The organism is Lysinibacillus sp. JNUCC 51 (genome assembly GCF_015999525.1).
Lineage (GTDB): Bacteria > Bacillota > Bacilli > Bacillales_A > Planococcaceae > Lysinibacillus > Lysinibacillus xylanilyticus.
In genome coordinates this window covers 1,287,277-1,311,034 of record NZ_CP065545.1, presented here as the reverse complement: position 1 = coordinate 1,311,034, position 23,758 = coordinate 1,287,277, and the positions used below count along the sequence as shown (strand labels likewise).

The following is a 23,758-nucleotide window of genomic DNA, read 5'->3' as shown; positions in this document are numbered from 1 at the left end:
AGGTGTTTACAAATATTAATGGAGGTGTAAATAAATTTTCTAATAAAATATAATTCTGAAATAAATTCAAAAGATACATATAATTATTTTTCAGAATATTGAATATAGGAAGGGGGAGATTGTTTGAATACAGCAAATGACCTATTAACAATTAGAAATCTAACTACAAGTTTCCGCATCAAAGAAACATACCACGCTGCTGTAGAGGATGTCTCACTTTCGCTTAAAAAGAATGAAGTATTAGCAATCGTTGGCGAATCAGGTTGTGGTAAAAGTACATTAGCGACTTCCATTGTTGGCTTGTACAATACTGTAAATACAAAAGTTACAGGTGAAATCTTCTATAATAATCAAAATTTAACGCAATTAAATGACGAACAATTTAATAGTTTGCGTGGTAATCACATTGGTTTTATTTTTCAGGATCCTCTATCAGCTCTTAATCCATTAATGCGGATTGGAGAACAAATTGCAGAGGGGCTAATGTATCATACAAAGCTCTCAAAACAACAGCGCCAGGAGAGAGTATTAGAATTATTGAATCAGGTAGGTATCGCTAATCCAGAGCGAGTGGCAAGACAATTCCCACATCAATTGTCCGGAGGAATGAGGCAGCGTGTTGTGATTGCCATTGCATTGTCGTGTAAACCTTCTATTTTAATTGCGGATGAGCCGACAACAGCTTTAGATGTAACGATCCAAGCTCAAATACTTGATCTACTAAAAGTACTACAGTCAGAAACTGAAACAGGTATTATCTTAATTACCCATGATTTAGGCGTTGTGGCGGAAATTGCTGATCGAGTTGCAGTGATGTATGCAGGTGAAGTAGTAGAAGAAGCACCTGTCCAGGAATTATTTACTAATGCAAAACATCCTTACACTCGTTCTTTATTGAATTCTATTCCGCAAACACATAGTGAAAATGAAAGACTTGAAGTTATTCAAGGTATGGTGCCATCGCTGATGAATTTACCTCGGGAAGGCTGCCGATTTTCAGCGCGAATACCGTGGATTGATGCATCTGCACATGAAAGAAAACCACAATTACATGAAATTGCACCAGGACATTTTGTTAGATGTACCTGCTGGAAACACTTTCATTTAGAAGGTGAAGAAGGAGGCGGGACTGTATGAGCTTTATGCAAATTAGCGATTTAAACGTTCATTACCCAATTCGAGGAGGCTTTTTTAATACAGTAATCGATAAGGTATATGCGGTTGATGGTGTCACAATGGAGTTTGAAAAAGGAAAAACTTACGGTTTAGTAGGGGAATCAGGATCTGGAAAGTCGACAACTGGGAAGGCCATTATAGGTCTAGAGAAGATCACCTCGGGTCAAATTTTCTATGAAGGTGAGAATGTTACAAATCAGCGTAGAAAACGTGATTCGGCATATAACAAAGATATTCAAATGATTTTTCAAGATTCCCATTCAAGTATGAACCCTAGAAAACGTGTAATAGACATTTTAGCAGAGCCTATTCGAAATTTTATGAAGCTTAGTGATCAAGAGGAGCGTAAGCGCATTAAAGAGTTACTAGCGATCGTAGGTATGTCTGAAGATGTATTGCTAAAGTATCCACATGAATTTTCAGGTGGTCAAAAGCAACGTCTTGGAATCGCGCGTGCTGTTGCTTGTAATCCAAAAATGATTATTGCTGATGAACCTGTATCTGCACTAGATCTATCTGTACAAGCTCAAGTGCTCAATTTCATGAAAGACATTCAGAATGAATTTGGACTTAGTTATTTATTTATTTCGCATGATCTAGGTGTCGTGAAGCATATGTGTGATCACATAGCTATCATGTATAAAGGGCGCTTTGTTGAAACAGGCACTCGAAATGATATATACAAGAATCCACAACATATTTATACAAAGCGCCTGTTATCAGCTATTCCAAATATTGAGCCAGAAACACGTTTGGAGCGAAAAATAACACGTCAAGATGTCGAGGCCAATTATCAAAAAGAACAGCATAAATATTATGACGAGCATGGCAAAGTATACCCATTAAAATCCATCTCGGATACGCATAAAGTAGCGATGTCTGACATTGAACAGGGGGGTATATAAAATGTGGAAAACAATTGTTAGACGTGTATTGTTGATGATTCCTCAGCTTTTTGTATTAAGTCTTTTTATCTTTATATTGGCAAAACAAATGCCAGGAGATCCATTTACAGGGCTTATTACACCAGAGACTGACCCTGCAAGGCTTGAGGAACTTCGTATAAAGGCAGGTTTCTATGACCCTTGGTATGTTCAGTATTATCACTGGATTACAAACGCTTTTCAAGGTGATTTTGGACAAAGCTATACATATAAAATTGCAGTGTCCACACTTATTGGTGAGCGAGGATTAAATACATTCTGGCTTTCATTACTTAGTGCAATTTTTGTATATTTGATTGCGATTCCACTAGGGGTGTTGGCAGGGCGCTATCAAGAATCATTTTTAGATAAATCTATTACACTATATAGTTTTATTAGTTATGCCATTCCAACTTTTGTACTATCATTAATTTTCGTATATATTTTTGGCTATAAACTCATGTGGTTCCCAACTAGTGGAACTGTTGATGTAGGACTTGAACCGGGTACGATGGCATATTATTGGAATAAAATCTATCATTTAATACTACCTGCTATTACGTATGCTATTTTAGGTACAACAGCTATTATTCAATATTTACGCTCAGAAATAATAGATGCAAAAACACAGGATTATGTGAAAACAGCTCGAAGCAAAGGTATCCCAATGCGAAAAATCTATACGAGACATATTTTCCGTAATTCCTTACTACCAATCGCAGCTTTTTTAGGGTTTACAATAACAGGTTTATTAGGCGGCTCTATTTTTATTGAAACAATTTTCGGATTCCCTGGGATGGGTCAGTTGTTTATCAATTCGATCATGAGTCGAGATTATAGTGTTATTACGGCACTAGTTATGCTTTATGGCTTCTTAACATTATTAGGTAGTCTACTGTCTGATATTATTATGAGCATTGTTGATCCACGTATCCGCATAGACTAACTACTAAAATAATGTTTAAGGAGAGGTGTTTTCAAATGGAACAACACAATAATGAAATAGTCAAATTTGATAACTCTCCACCGACGGGAATACAAGTCGTTTTACGAGAGTTTAAAAAAGATAAAGTAGCAATGTTTTCCTTTTTCGGGATAACGCTGCTGATCGTTGTAATTTTAGTCGCTTCAATGTTATTAAATCAAGAAGAAATTTTAAAGATTAAACTGTTAGAGCGTTTCACTGAGCCCGGTGTAAATGGTTATCGACTTGGAGCGGATGAAGCTGGTCGTGATATGCTTGGGCAACTAGTGATAGGGGCAAAGAATTCGATAATAATTGCATTTGCCATTACGATCATTACTAGTGTTGCTGGGATAGCTCTTGGCATTATTATGGGTTATTACGGAGGATTTATTGATAATTTGTTTATGCGAATTATTGATTTCTTTATAACATTACCTACCCTAATGATTATTATTGTTTTCGTAACTATAATACCAAAATATGGTATTATCGATTTAATTTTAATCATAAGTTTATTTCAATGGATGAGCACCGCGCGTTTAGTTCGAAGTAAAGCCCTATCGGAGGGGAAAAGAGATTATGTAAATGCGTCTAAAACAATGGGGACTAGTGATCTCGCTATTATGTTTAAAGGAATTTTACCAAATTTAAGTTCTATTTTAATAGTTGAAGTAACTTTGAACTTTGCTGGTAATGTCGGTATTGAGACGGGGTTGTCCTTCTTAGGTTTTGGTTTACCACCATCAACTCCGAGCTTAGGAACTCTTGTAAACTATGCAACAAATCCTTTAGTACTATCAACAAAATGGTGGGTATGGTTGCCCGCATCAATATTAATTCTAATCTTGATGCTTGGTATAAATTATGTCGGTCAAGCACTTCGTCGTGCAGCTGACGCAAAACAAAGAATTGGATAAAGGGGAGGATTTACAATGAAAAAAAATTGGTTATTACTATCAGTTATTTTTGCAGTGATGTTTGTATTAGTAGCCTGCAATAAAGATGGTAAAGATGCAGCAAAAACGGATGATGGCAAGAAAGATAATCCAGAACAAGCAGAAGAAACTAAAGTGGATACAACTTCACTTCCTATGGAAATAACAAACGATGGTGATGTTATTAAAGGCGGTACTTTAAAGGTAGGTCTTGTAGTAGATACGCCTTTCAAAGGAGTTTTCTCTTGGGAATTATATGATGATAACCCAGATTCAGAAATAATGAAATACGCAACAAACAGTCTTTTTGCAACGGATGGGGATTTCCTAGTAACTGATGAAGGTATTGCGAAATTAGATGTTGATAAGGACAATAAAAAGGCGAAAATTACTATTCAAGGAGACGTTAAGTGGTCTGACGGTCAACCTTTGACTGCTGACGACTTAATCTATCCATATGAAATTATTGGTCATCCAGATTATGAAGGAGTACGTTATGATGACGACTTCCAAAATATTGTTGGTGCACAAGAATATCATGATGGAAAGGCTAAGACGATTTCTGGTATTAAAAAAATCGACGAAAAATCAATTGAAATTACGTTCAAGAAAGTGTCGCCAGCGATCTACGCAGTTGGAGATGGTTTATGGGGTTATGCAGCACCGAAGCATCAGCTAGAGTCAATCCCTGTTAAAGACCTAATTTCTTCAGATGCAGTTCGTAAAAATCCTGTAACACTTGGCGCATTTAAATTTGACAAGATTAAAAATGGAGAGTCTGTTCAGCTTGTAGCAAATGAATACTACTATAAAGGTAAACCAAAGGTAGATAAAGTGGTTATCGAAGTTGTTCCTTCAAGTTCAATCGGTGAAGCAATGAAAACAGGAAAATATGATATTGCAACTTCATTCCCAACAAATCAATATGATAGCTTGAAAAGTCTTTCAAATATAGCGATTCTAGGTCGTCCTGAGTTAGCATATTCTTATATTGGGTTTAAAGTAGGGAAATATGATAAAGCAAATCGTAAAAATATTTTTAATGAGAAATCAAAAATGAATGATGTAAATTTACGTCAAGCGATTGGCTATGCGATGGATATTGAATCTGTTGGAGAAAAATTCTATCAAGGTCTACGTGTAAGAGCAAATTCATTAATTCCGCCAGTGTTTGCATCTTACTATGATGGTACGTTAGAGGGTTATAAATATGATCCTGAAAAGGCTAAAGAATTACTAGATAAAGCTGGCTATAAAGATACAGATGGAGACGGAATCCGTGAAGATAAAGACGGCAAGAAATTCACTATTCGTTTAGCAGCAATGTCTGGTTCAGATACTGATGAAGCGATTGTTGAGTACTATCGTCAAAACTGGAAAGAAGTTGGATTAAATGTTGAACTGACTACTGGCCGTTTAATTGAATTCAATAGCTTCTACGATAAAGTAAAAGCCGATGACCCAGAAATCGATATGTTTATGGCTGCATGGGGAACAGGTACAAATCCATCTCCAATAGGTTTATATAGTGAGAGTGCAGAATTTAACATGAGTCGTTTCGTTTCTCCTGAATTGACAAAAATGTTAGAAAACATTGATTCGGCAGAGGCAATGGATCCAAAATATCGTTCAGAAGCATTCCGTACATGGCAAGAATATATGAGTGAAACAGCAACGACAATACCAACGTTGTTCCGTACGGAAATCATTCCAGTAAACAAACGCGTGAAAAATTACAATGTTGATTATGCAAATGATACACAAGACAATCTTCAAACAATTGAATTAACAGCAGATGCTCCATTAAAATAAGCTTTTCAGAAAAAACAGTCTTTCTTCATATATGGGGAGAAAGACTGTTTTTCATAACTATACGCTCTTCGCAAGGGATGATATTAGTTAAAGCGTGTGCAATGTATATAGGTTGATTAGAGACGCCTTGTAGACTAATCACGAATTACTTTGAAGCGAGCAGAGGTAAGGTATCATATCGTGTGATAATGCCTTCTAGACTAATGCTACAAGTTTCTCATCGGAATCCCTGGAAAGAAACACTCAGGTTGGAAAGAAATCAACTCTGTGTTATTAGTATCGAGCTTTCTTTATACAAAAAATCCACCCACTGGAAAATACCAATGGATGGATTTATAAGTTATTATCGATTAGCAACCCAAGTTTTCACAAGATCTGCAGTACCATAAACGTAATGCTGATCGCCAACTTCATGGTATGTTGCGCTATCGTCCACCTCTGTATGCTTGTACGGAATACGTTGACGGCGTTTTTCTGACATTGGGTCAGGAAGTGGAATTGCAGATAATAATGATTTTGTATATGGATGAACAGGATGATTATAAATATCATCTGCTTTACCGATTTCCATGATTTTACCACGGTACATAACAGCGATACGGTCACTGATATACTTAACCATTGATAAGTCATGGGCAATGAAAAGATATGTTAAGCCACGTTCTTTTTGCAGTTCTTTTAATAAGTTAACAACTTGCGCTTGAATCGAAACGTCAAGTGCAGAAATAGGTTCATCGGCGATAATAAACTTTGGATCTAAGCTTAGCGCACGAGCAATTCCGATACGTTGACGTTGACCACCAGAGAATTCGTGAGCATAACGGTTTGCGTGCTCTTTATTTAAGCCAACAGCTTCTAAAAGTTGATTAACTTTTTCACGACGCTCTTTTTTATCTTTGTAAAGACCGTGAATCGTAAAGCCTTCACTAATGATTTCTCCAGCTGTCATACGCGGGTTTAGTGATGCATATGGATCTTGGAAAATCATTTGCATTTGACGATTAAATTTCTTTAAATCATTATTAGATTTTTTCCCATGGACGTTCTCACCATCGAAAATAATTTCACCATCTGTAATGTCGTACAGACGGATAATGGAACGACCAGTTGTCGATTTACCACAGCCTGATTCTCCAACAAGACCAAGTGTCTCACCTTCGTATACATCGAAGCTAATACCGTCGACAGCTTTAATAGGGTTACCGGCTGAACCGAAATGCTGCTTTAAATTTTTAATTTCAAGTATTTTTTTTGCGCCCGTTTTAGCCATTTGATTGTGCCTCCTTTGCTAAATATCCTTCAATCCGTTTAGCAACGGCATCTGGAAGCGGAATTTTTGGTGCGTCAGGATGCATCAACCAAGTTTTTGCAAAGTGTGTTTCACTTACTTGGAACATCGGTGGCTCTTGCTCATAGTCAATAGCCATTGCAAATTCATTACGAGCGGCAAACGCATCGCCCTTTGGAGGGTTAATAAGATCTGGTGGTGAACCAGGAATCGTGCGTAATAGCTCATCGGTATCGTTATCTAAGTCAGGCATTGAACCAAGCAGTCCCCATGTATATGGATGCTTAGGATTATAGAAAATATCATTAACAGTACCATATTCAACGATTTGACCTGCATACATAACTGCAACTCGGTCGGCAATGTTTGCAACGACACCTAAATCGTGAGTAATGAAAATGATAGATGTTTTCGAATTTTTTTGGATTTCTTTCATTAGCTCTAAAATTTGCGCCTGAATTGTAACGTCTAATGCTGTTGTTGGTTCGTCGGCAATTAGAAGCTTTGGATCAGCTGCAAGTGCGATGGCAATAACAACACGTTGACGCATACCGCCTGAAAATTCATGCGGGTATTGGTTATAACGTTTTTCAGGGAAGGGGATACCTACCTGAGTTAAAAGTTCGATTGCACGTTTTTTAGCATCAGCTTTTGATACTTTTTTATGTTGTAAAATAACTTCAGTTATTTGACGTCCGACCTTCATCGTCGGGTTTAAGCTTGTCATTGGATCTTGGAAAATCATTGCAATTTCATTTCCGCGTATTTTTGACATTTCTTTATCGCTTAAAGGCACTAAATCACGACCATTAAATAAAATTTGTCCTGACTCATAAATACCAGGTGGCTGTGGAATTAGTTTCATCAATGCGTTACTCGTAACACTCTTACCAGAACCGGATTCACCAACAATAGCAAGCGTTTCACCTTCTTTTAAATCAAAGGTTACACCTCGAACAGCATGAACAAGTCCTGCATATGTTTTAAAGTTTATTTTTAAATCTTTTACTTCCAGAATTGTTTTACTCATTTTCGGCCACCTCCTTATTTACGTAGTTTTGGATCTAATGCATCGCGTAAGCCGTCACCAACTGCGTTAAACGCAAAGATTGTTAGTGAAATAAACAATGCTGGGAATATTAAACGCCAAGGAGCGTTTGTAATTGCACCATTACCTTCAGAAGCCATTGTTCCCCAAGATGCAAGTGGAGCAGGAACTCCAAGCCCTAAATAACTAAGGAAAGACTCTGTAAAAATAGCAGATGGTACTGTTAATGTCATTGTAACTAAAATCGCACCAAGTGCATTTGGTACTAAATGTTTTAAAATTAAATGTCCTGTGCGTGCACCTAAAGTACGAGCAGCCAGTACATATTCTTGGTTCTTAATAGATAAGACTTCACCGCGAACAATACGAGCCATTTGAATCCAACCTGTAATAGATAATGCGATAATCATTGGTACAATACCTGGTTTTAATACTACTAAAAGTACAATAACAACTAAAAGGTAAGGTATAGCTGTTAGAACATCGGCAATACGCATCATAATATTGTCAACACGACCGCCTGCTAAACCAGAAATACTTCCCCATAATACACCAATGATCAAGTCAATAATGGCAGCAGCAAACCCGATTAATAAAGAAATACGAGCGCCTGCCCATACTCGAACGAAAATGTCTCGGCCTAAATCATCTGTACCAAACCAAAATTCTGCCGATGGTGGAGCATTATAAGAACCTAATTGCTCACTATAGTGGTATTGTGAAAACATTGGCACAAAGGTAGCCATTAAAACAATACCTATTAAAGCGATTAAACCAAAAATCGCCATTTTATTATGAGAAAAACGAAGAAATACTTCCTTCCAAAAGGAGACAGATTTATCAGCTAATTTATCAGTTGCTTCATGATTTCCGCCAACAATTTTGAACTTATCTTTTTCTATTTGTTGCTGTGTCATTACTTTTTCGCTCCTTTCAGCTTAATTCGCGGATCGATTACGCTATATAAAATATCTACGATGAATACCGCAAATAAAAGAATGATTGCGTAGAACACGGTTGTCCCCATAACAACTGTATAGTCACGGTTCGTAATACTTTGCACAAAGTGTTTACCTAAACCAGGAACCGCAAAAATTTGCTCTACAATGAAGCTACCTGTAACAACCCCAGCCGTTAATGGACCTAAATAAGTAACAACTGGTAAAAGGGCATTACGTAAAGTATGTCGGAAAACAACTGTCCATTTGCCTAAACCTTTTGCACGAGCCATTTTTACATAATCGCTATTGTTTTGTTCAAGCATACTTGAACGTGTCAGTTTAGCGATAAAGCCCATATGCGAAAATGCAATAGCTAAGGCTGGCAATATACTATAACTAAAGCCTTTCCATCCACTAATCGGGAATAACTGAAGTTTGTATGCAAGGAAATACTGCATGAGTCCAGCTAAAATGAAAGATGGAACGGAAATTCCGAGCACCGCAAAGGTCGTTGCCAAATAATCTGGAAACCTATTATGATAAAGCGCTGCCACTACACCGATTAATACACCAAACCCAATAGCTAGCAGCATAGCCTCAATTCCTAAAGTTAAAGATACCGGGAAGCCTTCTGCAATCATATCATTAGTAGAACGCGCTTTATATTTCATAGATTCACCGAAATCAAAAGTGGCCGCATCGATTAAATAATCTTTGTACTGAATATACCAAGGGTTATTTAATCCATACGTTTCGTTTAACTTTTCCTCTATTTGAGGAGGGAAATTACGTTCAGATGCAAATGGGTTACCAGGAGCAAGACGCAATAGGAAAAACGTAGCCGTTACGATGACGAAAAGCGCGAGAAGTATATACATCAGCCTTTTCAAAATATATTTAATCACATAAAACTCCTCCTTCTATTTGTCAATTGTCTGACAAATAAGTGCCTTCGTATTTTAAAAAGAGCTGACTCGCGCCGAAGTGGCTACGAGGCAGCTCTCAGCTTAGAGCTTAAAAAGAATTATTTTTTCTTTACATATTTAAGATGAATATCACCAGTTGGATTTGGATTTAAGTTTTCGATACCATCTTTAACTACTGATAAGTTAGTGTAGTAGTAAATAGGTGCAACTGGAAGTTCTTTCATAATGACTGCTTCTGCTTGTTTTAAGTAGTCAATACGTTTAGCTTCATCTACTTCAGCAATAGCTTTATCTAAGAAGCCTTTGTATTCAGCGCTTTCCCAACCTGTATCGTTATTACCATTTTTAGCAGAATCGAACATTTCAAGGAATGTATATGCGTCTAGATAGTCAGCTACCCAACCCATACGTGCTACTTGGTAGTCACCAGTGTTGATTTTTTCTAGATATACTTGCCATTCTGAATTATCTAACTGAGAAGTAATACCAAGTTTTGTTTTCCATTCTTCTTGAATAAATTGCGCAATTGCAGCATGCGCTTCAGAAGTGTTAAATGAAATGTTAACTTTAATATCTTTAGGATCTTTAATGCCAAGTTCTTTCATACCTGCTTCAAGAGCAGCTTTTGCTCCATCAACATCGTTATCTTTCATATAACCGCGGTCTTCTTCAAATTTAGGAACTGCTACCGGAACCATACCTGTAGCTGGTTTTTGCTCACCTTTAGTTACGTTGTCAATTAATTTTTGACGATCGATAGCTAGAGTAAGCGCTTTACGGATATTGGCATTAGACATAATTTTATCTTTTGTATTGAATTTATACCAATAAATACTTGCTTCGTCCTTGATTTTTAACGAACCATCTTTTTTGAATTCATCAATTACATTAAGATCTACTGTTTGGAATGGTTTACCGATATAGTCAAGCTCGCCACCTTTATATTTAGTAGCAACAGTTGCTTCTTTTTCAACCATATCAATATTAACAGTATCAAGATCAACATTTGATGCATCCCAATAATCTGCATTTTTTGCAAGAACGATAGATTCAGAATGTTTCCAATCGCTTAATTTGAAAGGACCATTTGTTACGAAGTTTTCACCTGCGTCTGTATACCATTCTTTATTAGCTTCAGTCACTTTTTGGTTAACTGGTAAATAAGTTTTGAATCCTGTTAGTTCTAAGAAGTACGGAGTTGGATTTTCTAAAGTTACGACTAAAGTTTTGTCATCTTCAGCTTTGATACCAACAGCATCAATAGAACCGCCCTTTTCGTTGTAAGCTTGAGCCCCTTTAATTGGGTAGAAGATAGAAGCGTACTCTGAAAGGTTTTCTGGATTTAACGCCCATTTCCAAGCATATTCGAAGTCACCTGCTACAACTGGATCACCATTTGACCATTTTGCATCACGTAAGTGGAAAGTATAAGTCTTTTTATCAGGACTGATATCCCACTTCTCAGCCATACCTGGAGTAGGCTTTCCATCAGCATCTGAAACAGTTAGACCCTCAAAAACGTTAATTAAGATTGCACTAGATGTAGTATCTGTTGCAAGTTGTGGATGTAGAGATGGTGGTTCAGAAGAGATTGCTAAGTTAATTTCTTTAGATTTTGAACCAGAATCTTTCGTACCGTCTGAAGATGAAGAATTATCAGACTTTTCGCCACCGAAGCCACATGCAGCTAGTACTAATGAAAAGACTGCAAGGACTGTTAGTAATAAAAACTTTTTGTTTTTATTCATGTGAATCCCCCTTATATAATTTTAAGCCTTCTATGAAGCTCTTATTTAATATACCAAAAAATCATTGTGTAAAAAATAAAAAAGATTCAAATTTATATAGTATTATCTGACATTTAAGAAGATAATACTTTTTTTCGATTCACCACACTAAAGAATGAAAGCGCTTTCGTAATAAAAAAATGATGTTTATTTGTTCCGAATATCAAAAATAAAACAAAAATAAAAAAATAACTCACTATACAGAAGATTCATATTCTTTAGATAATATTATCAATATTTGAAAAATGAGTCGAAAGTCACGCGTGCGATACTACAAGATATTTGTATAGATTTGTAGAAAATCAATGTAAAACTGAGTGATTTAGATTCTTAGTCAGGTATTTTTTTGTAATTAGTAATCTCAAAGAATGAAATTTTTTATCTATAAATGATATATAAGAAACTTGTTTTGTATTTATTTAAGATTAAGCAGTATAAAAGAGGAGAAAGTAGAATTAGAGTAAAATATGCCTTTCTTAAAGAAAAAATATTCGGTATTAAAGTAAAATATGTTTTTTTGAAATAATTTACTCATTGCTTGAATATATAACGATGTATAAAAAAACGGTGCATTAAATCAATTATATAAAAGTAGGATTTGATATGTAGTAAAAGGAAAAATGCATTTGTTTTTTGATATTGTTTTATGGAGAAATCCATTTGTCTCGCTTAGGAGGAATGCTCCTACATAAAATTACTAAAAATTTGTGTACGTAGAACTTAATGATTAGAAAATTACTTAAATTCTTTATGTGGTTTATTTTACCATATGAGGTTAATTAATTGTTAGTCTTCCTAAAAATAAACAATAAGTAGTAGCTGCATAGGGCATCATGAGTAGTCTCGACTGCTGTGCTCTACTAAACCCACGCTTTCACTATCAAAAATGCTGAAAAAAATAAGCAGAACATTTCGATTAAAGAAATGCTCTGCTTAAATGTTTAAAGTTTAAATTGATTAATTTGGGATTGTAAGTCCGAGGATTTTTCGCTTAAATCTGTAGCAACATGATTTACTTGTTGCATTGTCGCAGCTTGTTCTTTACTAGCTTCGGCTATGATCTGTGTACTTGCTGCACTAGAAGAAGCACCATGAGCAATTTCCGCAACAGAGGCTGCTACTTGTTCAGCGCTTGCAGAGATCTCTTCAGAAGTAGATGAAATGTCTTCTATTTGATCTGTCATCGTATTGATCGCTTTTACGATTGCTTCAAAAGAGTTGCCAGCATTGCCAATAATTTTCACACCATCTGTGACAGATTGGAGCCCATCTTCGACAGCCTTCTCTACATTTTGCGTATCTTCTTGGATTTCTTGTGTTAACGTAACGATTTGATTGGCTGATTGCTTTGATTCTTCTGCTAGTTTACGAACTTCGTCAGCTACGACAGCAAAGCCTTTACCGTGTTCACCTGCACGTGCAGCTTCGATTGCAGCGTTGAGCGCTAATAAATTTGTTTGATCTGTGATGGCTGTAATTACTGTAGTTATATTACCTATTTCTTCTGATTGCTTACTTAATTTTTGAACGAGTTTGTTAATCGTTTGAGTAGAGTCATAAATCACATTCATTTGTTGTTGAGCCTCATCGACTGCGCCATTACCGTTATTTGCCAATTCGGTTGTAGTCACTGCGCTGTGGTGAAGTTGTTGAGTTGCTTCTGCAATACGTTGAACACCTATTGCTGTTTCATCCATCGCATGTGCACTCTCATTGGCAGCAATCGTAGCGGTAGACGCTGCATTTGCTGTCTCGTTAATACGTACAGTAACCTCATCAGCAGAAGCAGAAATCTCTTCGATAGAGGCAGATAGCTCTTCAGCAGAAGCAGATAAATGTTCCGCATTGCCTTGAATATGTGTTAATAAACCTCTCAAACTACTTTTCATTAAGTTAAAGGCTGTAGAAAGCTGGCCGATTTCATCTTTAGATTGATGAGAGATATCTTGATGATATAATTCGCCATTAGCAATATTATTGGCAGCGATAACTACGGATTTTAACGGTCGTGAAATTGTACGCTGTACATAATACATCAGAGATATACCAAGTATTACACCAATTATGATAGCAATGATTGAGATGATTTGAGAATATGATACTGCTTTTTTAGACTCTTTCGTGACAATATCAAGCTGATTCTTTTGATAACTTACAATTTTCTCTGATACTGCTAACAAATCTGTATTTGCTTTTTGAACATCGCCATTAACTTTTTGTATCGCTTCTTCTAATTTTCCAGCATCATGAAGTGCTAGTGCTTCTTCAGCCGCTTTGTTAAAAGCTTCATTATATGTATTTAGATCTTTTGCATAAGTCTCCATTTCGGAGGAATCAGATTTTTCCATGGTCTCTATTACATGCTCATCTAACATTTTTGCAGCCTTTGTAAAGTTATCTTTATTAGTTGCTGTGTCTTCAAGGAGTATTGCCCGAATGTAAAGACCTTGCATTGCTCGTTCAGTTTGAATATTATTTGCTAATTCTACTAGAGCTACACGGTTATCTAGTGCATTTTCTACTTTCTTGTCAATGTTTAAGAATTGAATAAACATAATGACTAATGAAATAATTAAGGTCAGAATGATGGTTAAAAAACCAAAGCTTAATTTTTTGCCTACAGACATAAAGATACGTCCTTTCTGGAATGCTATTTACTTTTTAATTAAATTTAGCCATTTAGAAGAGGGGAAGTCAATAACCTCGTAATAATCAGTTCGGATTATTCATGGGTTTATTAGCGTTATTATAAAAAGGAACAATAGATACAAAAATTAATCAAATTAAAGGGGAATATAATAGATGTATAGTACAGATTTCGTGGTCATGCCATAAAAAAACGTTACATTTCATCATCAAGGTAAGCTCACCATGAAGATGCCGAGACATATAGAAGCTCCCCACAAAATACTAAATGTTGGAGTGGTACGATTAAATCGCTATATAACTTTAAACATCAAAAAAGCGCGAGAAATCAATATTTTAAAAATTGATTTCTCGCGCTTTTAAGGTTTTGATTAGTTTTGTCCCAGCCTCATTCTTTAAGACTGTTTTTTTAATTGTAAAATGACAGTTTCATCAGGATCAATGTATAAAGTCTTTTGTTCAAAGTAAATAACAAAACCAGGTTTAGAGCCATTTGGTTTTTTTACCTGGCGTATTTCTGTGTAATCTACTGGGACAGAGGAAGAGTCTCTTGCTTTTGAAAAATAGGCAGCAAGTGTTGCGGCTTCTCGTAATGTTGTTTCATCAGGTTCACTTGTATGGATGACAACATGTGAGCCTGGAATGTCCTTTGTATGCAGCCAGATATCTGTGCGTTTTGCCAATTTAAATGTAAGCATGTCATTTTGTTTGTTATTTTTCCCAACAGAGATCGCTACACCAGTAGAAGAGACGTAACGTTCAGGCTCAGGTTTCATTTGTTTTTTCTTTTTGCGTGCATGACGTAATTTCAAATAACCCTGTTCTGCTAATTCTTCTCGAATTTCTTCTATATCTCCAGGAGCAGCTTGTTGTACCTGCTGAGCAAGCATTTCAAAATAGGCTATTTCTTCCTTTGTTTTTTCTAACTGTTCTTGTACCATTATAAGGGCATTTTTTGCCTTTGTGTATTTTGTGTAATAGCTTTGAGCATTTTCAATAGGTGTTTTACGTTCGCTTACTGGAATGGTGATTTCTTCATCTCCAGTTTCACTATAATAGTTAGTGACAGTTACTTCCTTTACACCTTTTTCAAACGTGTAAATATTCGCCATCAGTAATTCCCCGTATAATTGGAACTGATCTAGCTTAGATGCACGTTCGTAGTCTTTATTTAACTTTTTAGTTTTTAGTATAAGCTTATCAATTTCATTTTGCAGCCATCTTTCCAAATCACCTGCCTGCTGTTTGACACGATCACGCTCAGCTCTGGCAAAGAATACGCGGTCAAGTAACTCATGGACATTTGGATAAATCGTTACATCTCCTTGTAAATGCGTTAGAGCGATTGGAGAGAAGTAAGTTTTATTGTTTGCGATGACATACATTGGCTTTGTTCCACCATTATTAAATGAAGCTATAAAATTTTTAAAGCAATTTACACGATCAACTGTATCTGTTAATCGGAATAATAATTCCTCTGCATGTATAGGAGAGAAACCGATAAATTGCGAAACAACTTCCTTAGCCGTTTTTGGTTCAGAGAAAAAAACTGTAAGCTGTTCATCGGTTACTGCTAGAGGGTGCCATTTATTCTGTGCGGGCGGTGCGATATAAGGCTGACCAGGTAAAACTGTACGGAAACTATTCACGGAAGGTGGCAGATGCTTTAAGCTGTCGACTATTTTTCCCTGTTCTTTATCTATTAACAACAGGTTACTGTGACGGCCCATAATTTCAGCATGTAGCTCCCTTACAATAGGGTCACCAATTTCATTTTTACTTTCAATTTCTACTATTATAATTCGATCGAAATCGTGCTGTTTAATAGAAGAAATAAAACCACCCTCTAAATGTTTTCTCAACAGCATACAAAACATAGGGGGTTCTGCTGGATTTTCTATAGATTGCTCAGTAAGGTGAACACGTGCGTAAGAAGGATGAATCGAATAAAGTAATTTATGATTGCTTCCGTTCGCACGGATATGTAGAACAACTTCCTGAGCGTTTGGTTGATGTATTTTAGTAATTCGACCTGTTACTAATTGTTGTAGGTCGGCTGTCATTGAGTAAGTAAATAAGCCATCAAATGCCATATGAATTCCTCTTTCCAAAGATATAAGCATCTTGGTACTTTCGTATTTTATATTTTAATGGTGCATTAGCTGCATACTCTAAAATTTGTGTAGTAGTTATCACTATAGAGTGGCTAATGTACTTTTCCGCCATAGTGTGTGGTTGATTTCCGTTCTTTGCCGCTGACGCTTCGCTGAATCAATTTATTCAAATCATTTATATTGCGCATTGCGCATCACCATAATATGAGTTGATTTTCGTTCCGACTGGGCGCTTTTCTTGAGCGCCTGTTGAGTCGTTAAGGTCTCAATTGTGACATTGAAGTGGCGCAGTCTTCGCTCCAATAAACTTCTAGATATGGCATACAATTATAACGACCGTCATCTCTTACTTTTGGTGATGAGTTTTTTCTTATGTTTATCATAGCATTTTTTAGGTGAATATTAAAATATAGCTTCAATTGTGGTAGAATTAGCTTTTGCTCTATCTTCATTCAGTGGGTGGCCAACCACCCACTGAATGAAGATAGAGGCCTCCGGCGGATGTCACGGATTTTGAATTGTGCGAGCACAATTCAAAATCCGGACGCAATTACGCCAAGGCGAAATTGATCAATTTTTTTTACGTCATAAATGACAGCGCTTATGTTATAATAATCCCAGTATGCAAAGAAAGGTGTGACGAACCTTGGTGCGTAGTATGACTGGTTTTGGCAGAGGTGTCACAACAACAAGAGACTTTCAATTAACCGTAGAAATGCGCTCGGTCAACCATCGATTTTTAGAAATTAATGCAAAATTCCCGAAAGAATGGCTTGAAGCAGAAATTTTTGCAAAGAAATTAATTTCGCAAGCTTTGTCACGTGGCAAAATTGATGTGATGGTTAATGTTAAAGATTTAGAAAACGTCGAGCAATCTATTGAAATTAATTGGTCATTAATTGAAGCGTATCGTAAGGCAAAAGAGCAATTAGCAAGTAAAGTACCACTAGAAGAAAAATGGACAATGCAAGAGTTACTATCGCTTGAGCAAGCGCTTGTACAGGAAAAGCCACAGCTTACACCTGAGGATTTACTCTGTGCTGTTGAAAAGGCTATTTCACAAGCACTTGAACAGCTCATTCAAATGCGTGAGCGTGAAGGGCAAGAACTGCATGATGTTGTTGTACAATATAAAAAACAGTTAATGGATCAAGTGAACCAGATTCGTTCATGTGCCTCTCTTGCTGTAGAAAAATATCGTACACGATTATTGGAAAGAATTAATCAAGTGGCGGATGGAGCGTTGTTAGAAGATCGCCTACTTGCTGAAGTAGCGATATTTGCAGAACGTGTGGACATCGCTGAAGAATTGGACCGATTAGATAGTCACTTTAATCAACTGGAAGAAACATTACAAGAAACAATTTCAGTTGGCCGTAAATTAGACTTTTTAATGCAGGAAATACACCGCGAAATCAATACGATTGGTTCTAAAAATCAATCGACAGAGGCGGCTGTTGCAGTAGTTCAGGCGAAAACAATTTTAGAAAAGATGCGCGAGCAAGTTCAAAATATCGAATAGCTTGCCTGTATCTGTTATAAATTAAGGGAGATATAGAGAATAAATGATAAAAGAACGTGGATTATTAATTGTTCTGTCTGGCCCCTCTGGTGTAGGTAAAGGGACAGTGCGAAAAGAATTATTTTCTCAGCCGAATACGAATTATGAGTATTCCATCTCGATGACAACACGAAATCCTCGCGAAGGTGAAGTAGATGGTGTAGACTATTTTTTCAAGACACGTGAAGAATTTGAAACGTTGATTGAACAGGGTGGCTTATTAGAGCATGCTGAATTTGTAGGGAATTATTACGGAACACCGTTAGCCTACGTAAATGAAACACTTGATGCAGGACGTGATGTGTTTTTAGAAATCGAAGTGCAAGGTGCTGCACAAATTCGCAAAAAGGCTCCAGATGCATTATTTATTTTCTTAGCCCCACCAAGTTTAACGGAATTAAAAGACCGTTTAGTAGGTCGAGGGACGGAAACAGCAGACGTTATTGCGAAGCGTATTGCAACTGCAAGTGAAGAACTTGAAATGATGAGCCTTTATGATTATGTAGTTGAAAATGATGAAGTGACAAATGCTTGTGATCGTATAAACGCGATTATTAAAGCTGAGCATTGTCGTAGAGAACGTGTTGAAAAAAGATATTTGTCAATGTTGAGAGGAGAATAAACCTATGTTATACCCATCAGTAGATACATTAAAAAAAGAAATCGATTCAAAATACTCTTTAGTAAGTCTAGCATCTAAACGTGCTCGTCAAATGCAAGAGGAACAAGGCACTGAACGTTTACACAAGTATGTTTCCCATAAATACGTAGGGAAAGCACTTGAAGAAGTAGCTGCAGGTGTACTTACGAAGGTATCACAGGATGAGTCAACTGTGTACGAAGACGAAATCTAACATTGATAAATAAGCTTTTGCCAAATTAATGTTAACTTCTTTCAGCAGAAGTCTGCCACCTCTATAGGTGGTGAGATGAATGCCGATTTAAGCTACTTTTCAGCGGATGTCCAAACACCCGCTGAAAGAAGTTAAAGCCTCCGGCGGATGTCACGGAATCGGAAATGAGTTCTTTGTGCAAGCACAAAGCCGATCCCGGACGCAATTATGCCGGGGCATAATTGATCGTCAGCAGTGGATTTTTGATTATACAGAATGTCGAGAGCTCCCGAGGAATATTCCTTTGGGAGCTTATCATTTGAAAGGACGATTGTGCATGAATAAAAATATTTTACTTTGTGTTTCAGGTGGTATAGCGGTTTATAAGGCTGTCGCTCTAGTTAGCAAGCTATCTCAAGCAGGAGCAAATGTAAAGGTTATCATGACGGCATCAGCAAGACAATTTGTAAATCCGCTGAGCTTTCAAGTTATGTCCAAAAATGATGTTTTTTTCGATACTTTTGATGAAAAGGATTCGAGTGTTATTGCCCATATTGATTTGGCAGATTGGGCTGATTTAATTTTAGTTGCACCAGCTACCGCAAATGTCATAGGAAAACTGGCGAATGGAATTGCAGACGATATGGTAACGACGACCTTGCTTGCAACAACTGCCCCTGTATGGCTAGCACCAGCGATGAATGTACATATGTATGACCATCCAGCGGTAAAACGAAATTTGGCTCAGTTACAATCTGATGGCTATCAATTTATTGAGCCTTCGGAAGGATTTTTGGCATGTGGCTATGTTGGTAAAGGTCGTTTAGAGGAGCCAGAAAAAATAACGGCGATTGTGCAAGAATTTTTTTCGGAGAAGCTAAAGCCATTAGCTGGTAAAACGGTAGTGGTTACAGCTGGAGCTTTCTATGTTCCATTGGACGAGCACCATATTATTAGTACACAGTCGAATAGTAAAATTGGTCAGGCAATAGCAAAAGAGGCAAAAACACTTGGGGCAAATGTAATCCTAATAGATGAGAAAGAAACAAGCGTGCATAAGCTCTTTGAACTGCTTGAGGATTATAAAAAGCAATATCCATCTGCATTTTTTATCCATGCAGCAAATACGCCTAAAATTGAAGGGGCACCGATATTATCCGTAGAAGGAATTAGCGCAATAACGTTTGGACAAAAGGTTATTGGTGAACCAATGTTAACAATTATGTCTGACACGTGGATTGAATTTAGTGACACGGCAGAAGTAAATGGTCAATTGTGGGATACGACAAATGCCACGCAGTTTGCGCAAGCATTATGGACATATGTATTACAGGGTGAGAAGTAATGAGTTTGTTAATTGCAGAGGTTATAGTGGATGTTTCAACTTACCATGTAGATCGTCCATTTGACTATGAAGTCCCTACAGAATGGGCACATATTATAGAGATGGGCTGTCGTGTAAAAGTACCATTTGGGCCACGAAATGTTTTAGGCTTTGTGGTCGGATTAAAAAATGAAACTGATGTACCATCTAATAAATTAAAGTCTGTTGCGCAAATTTTAGATATAGAGCCTGTATTAACCGAAGAAATGCTGTTAATGGCAAAGTGGCTGAAAAACGAAACGATTTGCTATGAAATTGATGCCTTACAGGTCATGCTCCCATCAGCACTTCGAGCGAAGTATGAAAAAATTATAACGCTACTAGTGGAGAAAGACGCTTTGCCAGCTGAGGCTCAAGCTATTTTTGGAAAGCGACAACAGGTTAATTTCAAAGAATTCGAGCGTGCAGAATTACTTCCTTTATTAAAGCAGCTTATCACTAATAAAATTGTAAAAATTGAAAATGTTGTGAAGCAGCAAGGTAATGTGAAAGAAATACGGATGGTCAAAATTTCAGATAATCAGCAAGATATCGACAAAGCAATGGAAGGTGCAGCGAGAGCAGCTAAACAACGCCAGCTAATTGAATGGATGGGCAGACATCTTGGAGAGTTACTTTTGCCACAGAAAATCTATGAGGAAACAGGTGTATCTTCCGCTGTATTACAGTCAGTTATTGAAAAAGGGGCCGCTCAATTTATACAAGAAGAGGTGTATCGTGATCCTTTTACGAGAGAGGTTTCCCGTACGCAATCTTTACAGTTGACGGATGAGCAGCACGTAGCTCTAAAGGCTATTGTTGGATCGATGGAAGAACAGACAGCGAAAACTTTTTTACTTCACGGCGTTACTGGAAGCGGTAAAACTGAAATATATTTGCAAGCGATACAAAAGGTGTTAGATGAAGGTAAGGAAGCCATTATGCTTGTACCGGAAATATCATTAACACCACAAATGACAGAGCGTTTTCGTAGTCGTTTTGGAGAAATGGTTGCTGTGATGCATAGTGGCTTATCTGTCGGTGAAAAGTATGATGAATGGCGTAAAATCCAGCAAGGAAAAGTAAGCGTTGTTGTTGGAGCTCGTTCAGCAATTTTCGCACCTTTTACAAATTTAGGTCTTATTATTTTAGATGAAGAGCACGAGTCAACATACAAGCAAGAGGATTCACCTCGTTATCACGCTAGAGATGTAGCGATTTGGCGTAGTGAATTTTACAAATGTCCTGTTATATTAGGTAGTGCAACGCCTGCACTTGAATCATTTGCGAGAGCAAAGAAGGGTGTATATAGTTTGCTATCCTTAAAGCAACGTGCTTTGCATCAACCGTTACCAACTGTTTTTATTGCCGATATGCGAGAAGAACTTCAAAAAGGGAATCGTTCTATGTTTTCAGAGCAGCTTATTGATGCTATACGTATAAGGCTTGAGAAAAAAGAACAGATGGTGCTGTTTTTAAATCGTCGTGGCTATTCTTCTTTTGTGCTTTGTCGTGATTGTGGGACGGTTGTACAATGTCCGAACTGTGACATCTCGTTGACGTATCATCGAACAACAGAGAAATTAAAATGTCATTATTGCGGTTATGAGGAACGTGTTCCTCAAATATGTCCACAATGCCAGAGTGAGCATATTCGTTATTTCGGTACGGGAACACAAAAAGTCGAGGAAGAAATTTATAAGCTATTTCCTGAGGCAAGGGTTCTCCGAATGGATGTTGATACCACAAAGCAAAAGGGTGCACATGAAGAAATTTTGCAAGCATTTGGAGAAGGACAGGCAGATATTTTGCTAGGAACTCAAATGATTGCTAAAGGTCTTGATTTTCCTAATATTACGCTAGTGGGTGTACTTAGTGCTGATACATCTCTGCATCTACCCGATTACCGTGCAGCGGAGCGTACATTCCAATTATTAACGCAGGTTAGTGGTAGGGCTGGACGTCACGAAAAGCATGGTGAGGTTATTATTCAATCGTATACACCAGAGCATTATGCAATTGAACTGGCCAAAATACAAGATTACGAGCCATTTTACGAACGTGAAATGTTTTTACGCCGCCGCTCAAGCTATCCACCGTATTATTATGTAGCACTTGTTCAAATATCCCATGAGGATGTAATGATGGCGGCAGAGTATGCTGGACGTGCAGCGGATTGGCTAAAGGAAAACTTATCTAACCAGGTAGCAATTATTGGACCAACAACTGCAAGCATTAGTCGTCTCCAAAATAGATATCGCTATCAATGTTTGATAAAATATAAAATTGAACCAAATCTCATTCCTGTATTACAGCGCCTTCTAGCGATGTATCGAGCGGAATGGATTAAACAGGGAATATTAATGACGGTAGATTTAGATCCGTCAACTATATAAAATAGTTCATCACCAGATTAGACATGACATTTTGTTGGAATTTATGCCATGCGAGTAGTTGATTAGAGTGGAGGCAGGGTGACTCATCGAGGATCAGCATCACAGATGATGCCCTGCAGCGAAGCGACAGCAACAAATGTTTTCTGTGCGAAAGCGAAGCGACAGCAACAAATGTTATCTGTGCGAAAGCGAAGCGACAGCAACAAATGTTTTCTGTGCGAAAGCGAAGCGACAGCAACAAATGTTTTCTGTGCGAAAGCGAAGCGACAGCAACAAATGTTATCTGTGCGAAAGCGAAGCGACAGCAACAAATGTTTTCTGTGCGAAAGCGAAGCGACAGCAACAAATGTTATCTGTGCGAAAGCGAAGCGACAGCAACAAATGTTATCTGTGCGAAAGCGAAGCGACAGCAACAAATGTTTTCTGTGCGAAAGCGAAGCGACAGCAACAAAGCGCCCAGCCGGAACGGAAATCAGCCCCACATTATGATTTAGCGTTACAATTAGACAAGGTATAAGTCTTAAATATAGAAATGAGGAACAGAAGATGGCAATTAAAAAAGTTGTTGAACATCCAGCAAAGGTACTATCAACGCCGTGTGCGGAAGTAAAAGAAATTAATGAAGAAATTATTACATTACTAGATGATTTATATGACACAATGGTTGAATACGATGGCGTTGGTATTGCAGCCCCACAAATAAATGTAGGATTACGTGTTGCAATTGTTGAGCTTGGCGAGGAACGTGATATTTTAGAAATGATTAACCCGACTGTCATTGAAACAGATGGCGCTGAAGTAGATATTGAAGGATGCTTAAGCTTCCCGGGATTATACGGTGAGGTTGAACGACCTGACTATGTGAAAATTGAAGCGTGTGACCGTGAAGGACGTGTATATGAGCTGGAAGCGGGAGGCTTTGATGCACGAGCAATTTTACATGAAATCGATCATTTAGATGGTGTCCTATTTGATTCAAAAATCAAACGTATTCTAACTGAAGAAGAGCTAGAAGCAATGTACGCTGAAGAGGAGGAATAAT

Annotated in this window: 19 protein-coding genes; 12 read left to right on the top strand and 7 right to left on the bottom strand. The window is 37.3% G+C overall.

What is annotated here, in order from left to right; all coding sequences use genetic code 11:
- The first annotated feature begins 123 nt into the window (after window positions 1-123).
- Genes JNUCC51_RS06675 through JNUCC51_RS06655 form a run of 5 tightly spaced genes read left to right on the top strand, consistent with a single transcriptional unit; the run spans window position 124 to window position 5,813 of the window.
- On the top strand, window positions 124-1,137 hold the full coding sequence (locus JNUCC51_RS06675) for an ABC transporter ATP-binding protein (protein ID WP_337991346.1): 1,014 nt from the start codon (window positions 124-126) through the stop codon (window positions 1,135-1,137).
- On the top strand, window positions 1,134-2,081 hold the full coding sequence (locus tag JNUCC51_RS06670; RefSeq protein WP_337991345.1) for an ATP-binding cassette domain-containing protein: 948 nt from the start codon (window positions 1,134-1,136) through the stop codon (window positions 2,079-2,081). Before JNUCC51_RS06675 ends, JNUCC51_RS06670 begins: the two co-directional genes overlap by 4 nt.
- Before the next feature lies 1 nt (window position 2,082).
- The gene (opp4B, locus tag JNUCC51_RS06665; RefSeq protein WP_337991344.1) at window positions 2,083-3,045 is read left to right on the top strand and encodes an oligopeptide ABC transporter permease; all 963 of its coding nucleotides are present in this window, start codon (window positions 2,083-2,085) and stop codon (window positions 3,043-3,045) included.
- A 35-nt stretch (window positions 3,046-3,080) separates the two neighbouring features.
- Window positions 3,081-3,983, top strand: coding sequence for an ABC transporter permease (locus JNUCC51_RS06660; RefSeq protein ID WP_337991343.1), 903 nt, complete (start codon window positions 3,081-3,083; stop codon window positions 3,981-3,983).
- 15 nt (window positions 3,984-3,998) lie between these two features.
- Window positions 3,999-5,813, top strand: a complete 1,815-nt coding sequence (locus JNUCC51_RS06655; RefSeq protein ID WP_337991342.1) for an oligopeptide ABC transporter substrate-binding protein — start codon at window positions 3,999-4,001, stop codon at window positions 5,811-5,813.
- Window positions 5,814-6,156: 343 nt separating this feature from the next.
- On the opposite strand, the gene JNUCC51_RS06650 is transcribed toward JNUCC51_RS06655, so the two are convergent.
- The 7 genes from JNUCC51_RS06650 to JNUCC51_RS06620 all read right to left on the bottom strand — a co-directional run bounded on the left by JNUCC51_RS06650 (window position 6,157) and on the right by JNUCC51_RS06620 (window position 16,542).
- The gene (locus JNUCC51_RS06650) at window positions 6,157-7,083 is read right to left on the bottom strand and encodes an ABC transporter ATP-binding protein (protein WP_337991341.1); all 927 of its coding nucleotides are present in this window, start codon (window positions 7,081-7,083) and stop codon (window positions 6,157-6,159) included.
- Window positions 7,076-8,131 carry an ABC transporter ATP-binding protein gene (locus JNUCC51_RS06645; RefSeq protein WP_337991340.1) on the bottom strand — a complete coding sequence of 352 codons (1,056 nt, stop codon included), beginning with the start codon at window positions 8,129-8,131 and terminating at the stop codon, window positions 7,076-7,078. Before JNUCC51_RS06645 ends, JNUCC51_RS06650 begins: the two co-directional genes overlap by 8 nt.
- Before the next feature lie 14 nt (window positions 8,132-8,145).
- Window positions 8,146-9,066, bottom strand: a complete 921-nt coding sequence (locus JNUCC51_RS06640) for an ABC transporter permease (RefSeq protein WP_100543993.1) — start codon at window positions 9,064-9,066, stop codon at window positions 8,146-8,148.
- Window positions 9,066-9,995, bottom strand: a complete 930-nt coding sequence (locus JNUCC51_RS06635) for an ABC transporter permease (RefSeq protein ID WP_100543992.1) — start codon at window positions 9,993-9,995, stop codon at window positions 9,066-9,068. The genes JNUCC51_RS06640 and JNUCC51_RS06635 overlap by 1 nt, the downstream gene beginning before the upstream one ends.
- A 119-nt stretch (window positions 9,996-10,114) precedes the next feature.
- Entirely contained in the window at window positions 10,115-11,764 is a 1,650-nt protein-coding gene (locus JNUCC51_RS06630; RefSeq protein ID WP_337991339.1) for a peptide ABC transporter substrate-binding protein, read from the bottom strand.
- A 980-nt stretch (window positions 11,765-12,744) separates the two neighbouring features.
- Complete coding sequence (locus tag JNUCC51_RS06625) at window positions 12,745-14,430, bottom strand: methyl-accepting chemotaxis protein (protein ID WP_337991338.1); 1,686 nt, start codon at window positions 14,428-14,430, stop codon at window positions 12,745-12,747.
- Window positions 14,431-14,844: 414 nt separating this feature from the next.
- Window positions 14,845-16,542, bottom strand: a complete 1,698-nt coding sequence (locus JNUCC51_RS06620; protein WP_337991337.1) for an Rqc2 family fibronectin-binding protein — start codon at window positions 16,540-16,542, stop codon at window positions 14,845-14,847.
- A gap of 667 nt (window positions 16,543-17,209) precedes the next feature.
- Here JNUCC51_RS06620 and JNUCC51_RS06615 point away from each other — a divergent pair.
- The 7 genes from JNUCC51_RS06615 (at window position 17,210) to def (ending at window position 23,757) form a co-directional block, all read left to right on the top strand.
- Window positions 17,210-18,085, top strand: coding sequence for a YicC/YloC family endoribonuclease (locus JNUCC51_RS06615; RefSeq protein ID WP_337991336.1), 876 nt, complete (start codon window positions 17,210-17,212; stop codon window positions 18,083-18,085).
- A gap of 43 nt (window positions 18,086-18,128) precedes the next feature.
- Window positions 18,129-18,746, top strand: coding sequence for a guanylate kinase (gene gmk / locus JNUCC51_RS06610; protein WP_049668385.1), 618 nt, complete (start codon window positions 18,129-18,131; stop codon window positions 18,744-18,746).
- Window positions 18,747-18,750: 4 nt separating this feature from the next.
- Complete coding sequence (gene rpoZ, locus JNUCC51_RS06605) at window positions 18,751-18,978, top strand: DNA-directed RNA polymerase subunit omega (RefSeq protein WP_337991335.1); 228 nt, start codon at window positions 18,751-18,753, stop codon at window positions 18,976-18,978.
- A gap of 316 nt (window positions 18,979-19,294) precedes the next feature.
- A complete protein-coding gene (gene coaBC / locus JNUCC51_RS06600) occupies window positions 19,295-20,302 on the top strand; it encodes a bifunctional phosphopantothenoylcysteine decarboxylase/phosphopantothenate--cysteine ligase CoaBC (RefSeq protein WP_337991334.1) in 1,008 nt (335 codons plus the stop codon).
- Window positions 20,302-22,716 (top strand): primosomal protein N', encoded by a 2,415-nt coding sequence (gene priA, locus JNUCC51_RS06595; RefSeq protein ID WP_337991333.1) that lies wholly within the window; start codon window positions 20,302-20,304, stop codon window positions 22,714-22,716. Before coaBC ends, priA begins: the two co-directional genes overlap by 1 nt.
- A gap of 78 nt (window positions 22,717-22,794) precedes the next feature.
- Complete coding sequence (locus JNUCC51_RS06590) at window positions 22,795-23,205, top strand: hypothetical protein (RefSeq protein ID WP_337991332.1); 411 nt, start codon at window positions 22,795-22,797, stop codon at window positions 23,203-23,205.
- A 57-nt stretch (window positions 23,206-23,262) separates the two neighbouring features.
- Window positions 23,263-23,757 carry a peptide deformylase gene (gene def, locus JNUCC51_RS06585; protein ID WP_049668389.1) on the top strand — a complete coding sequence of 165 codons (495 nt, stop codon included), beginning with the start codon at window positions 23,263-23,265 and terminating at the stop codon, window positions 23,755-23,757.
- Window position 23,758: the final 1 nt, after the last annotated feature.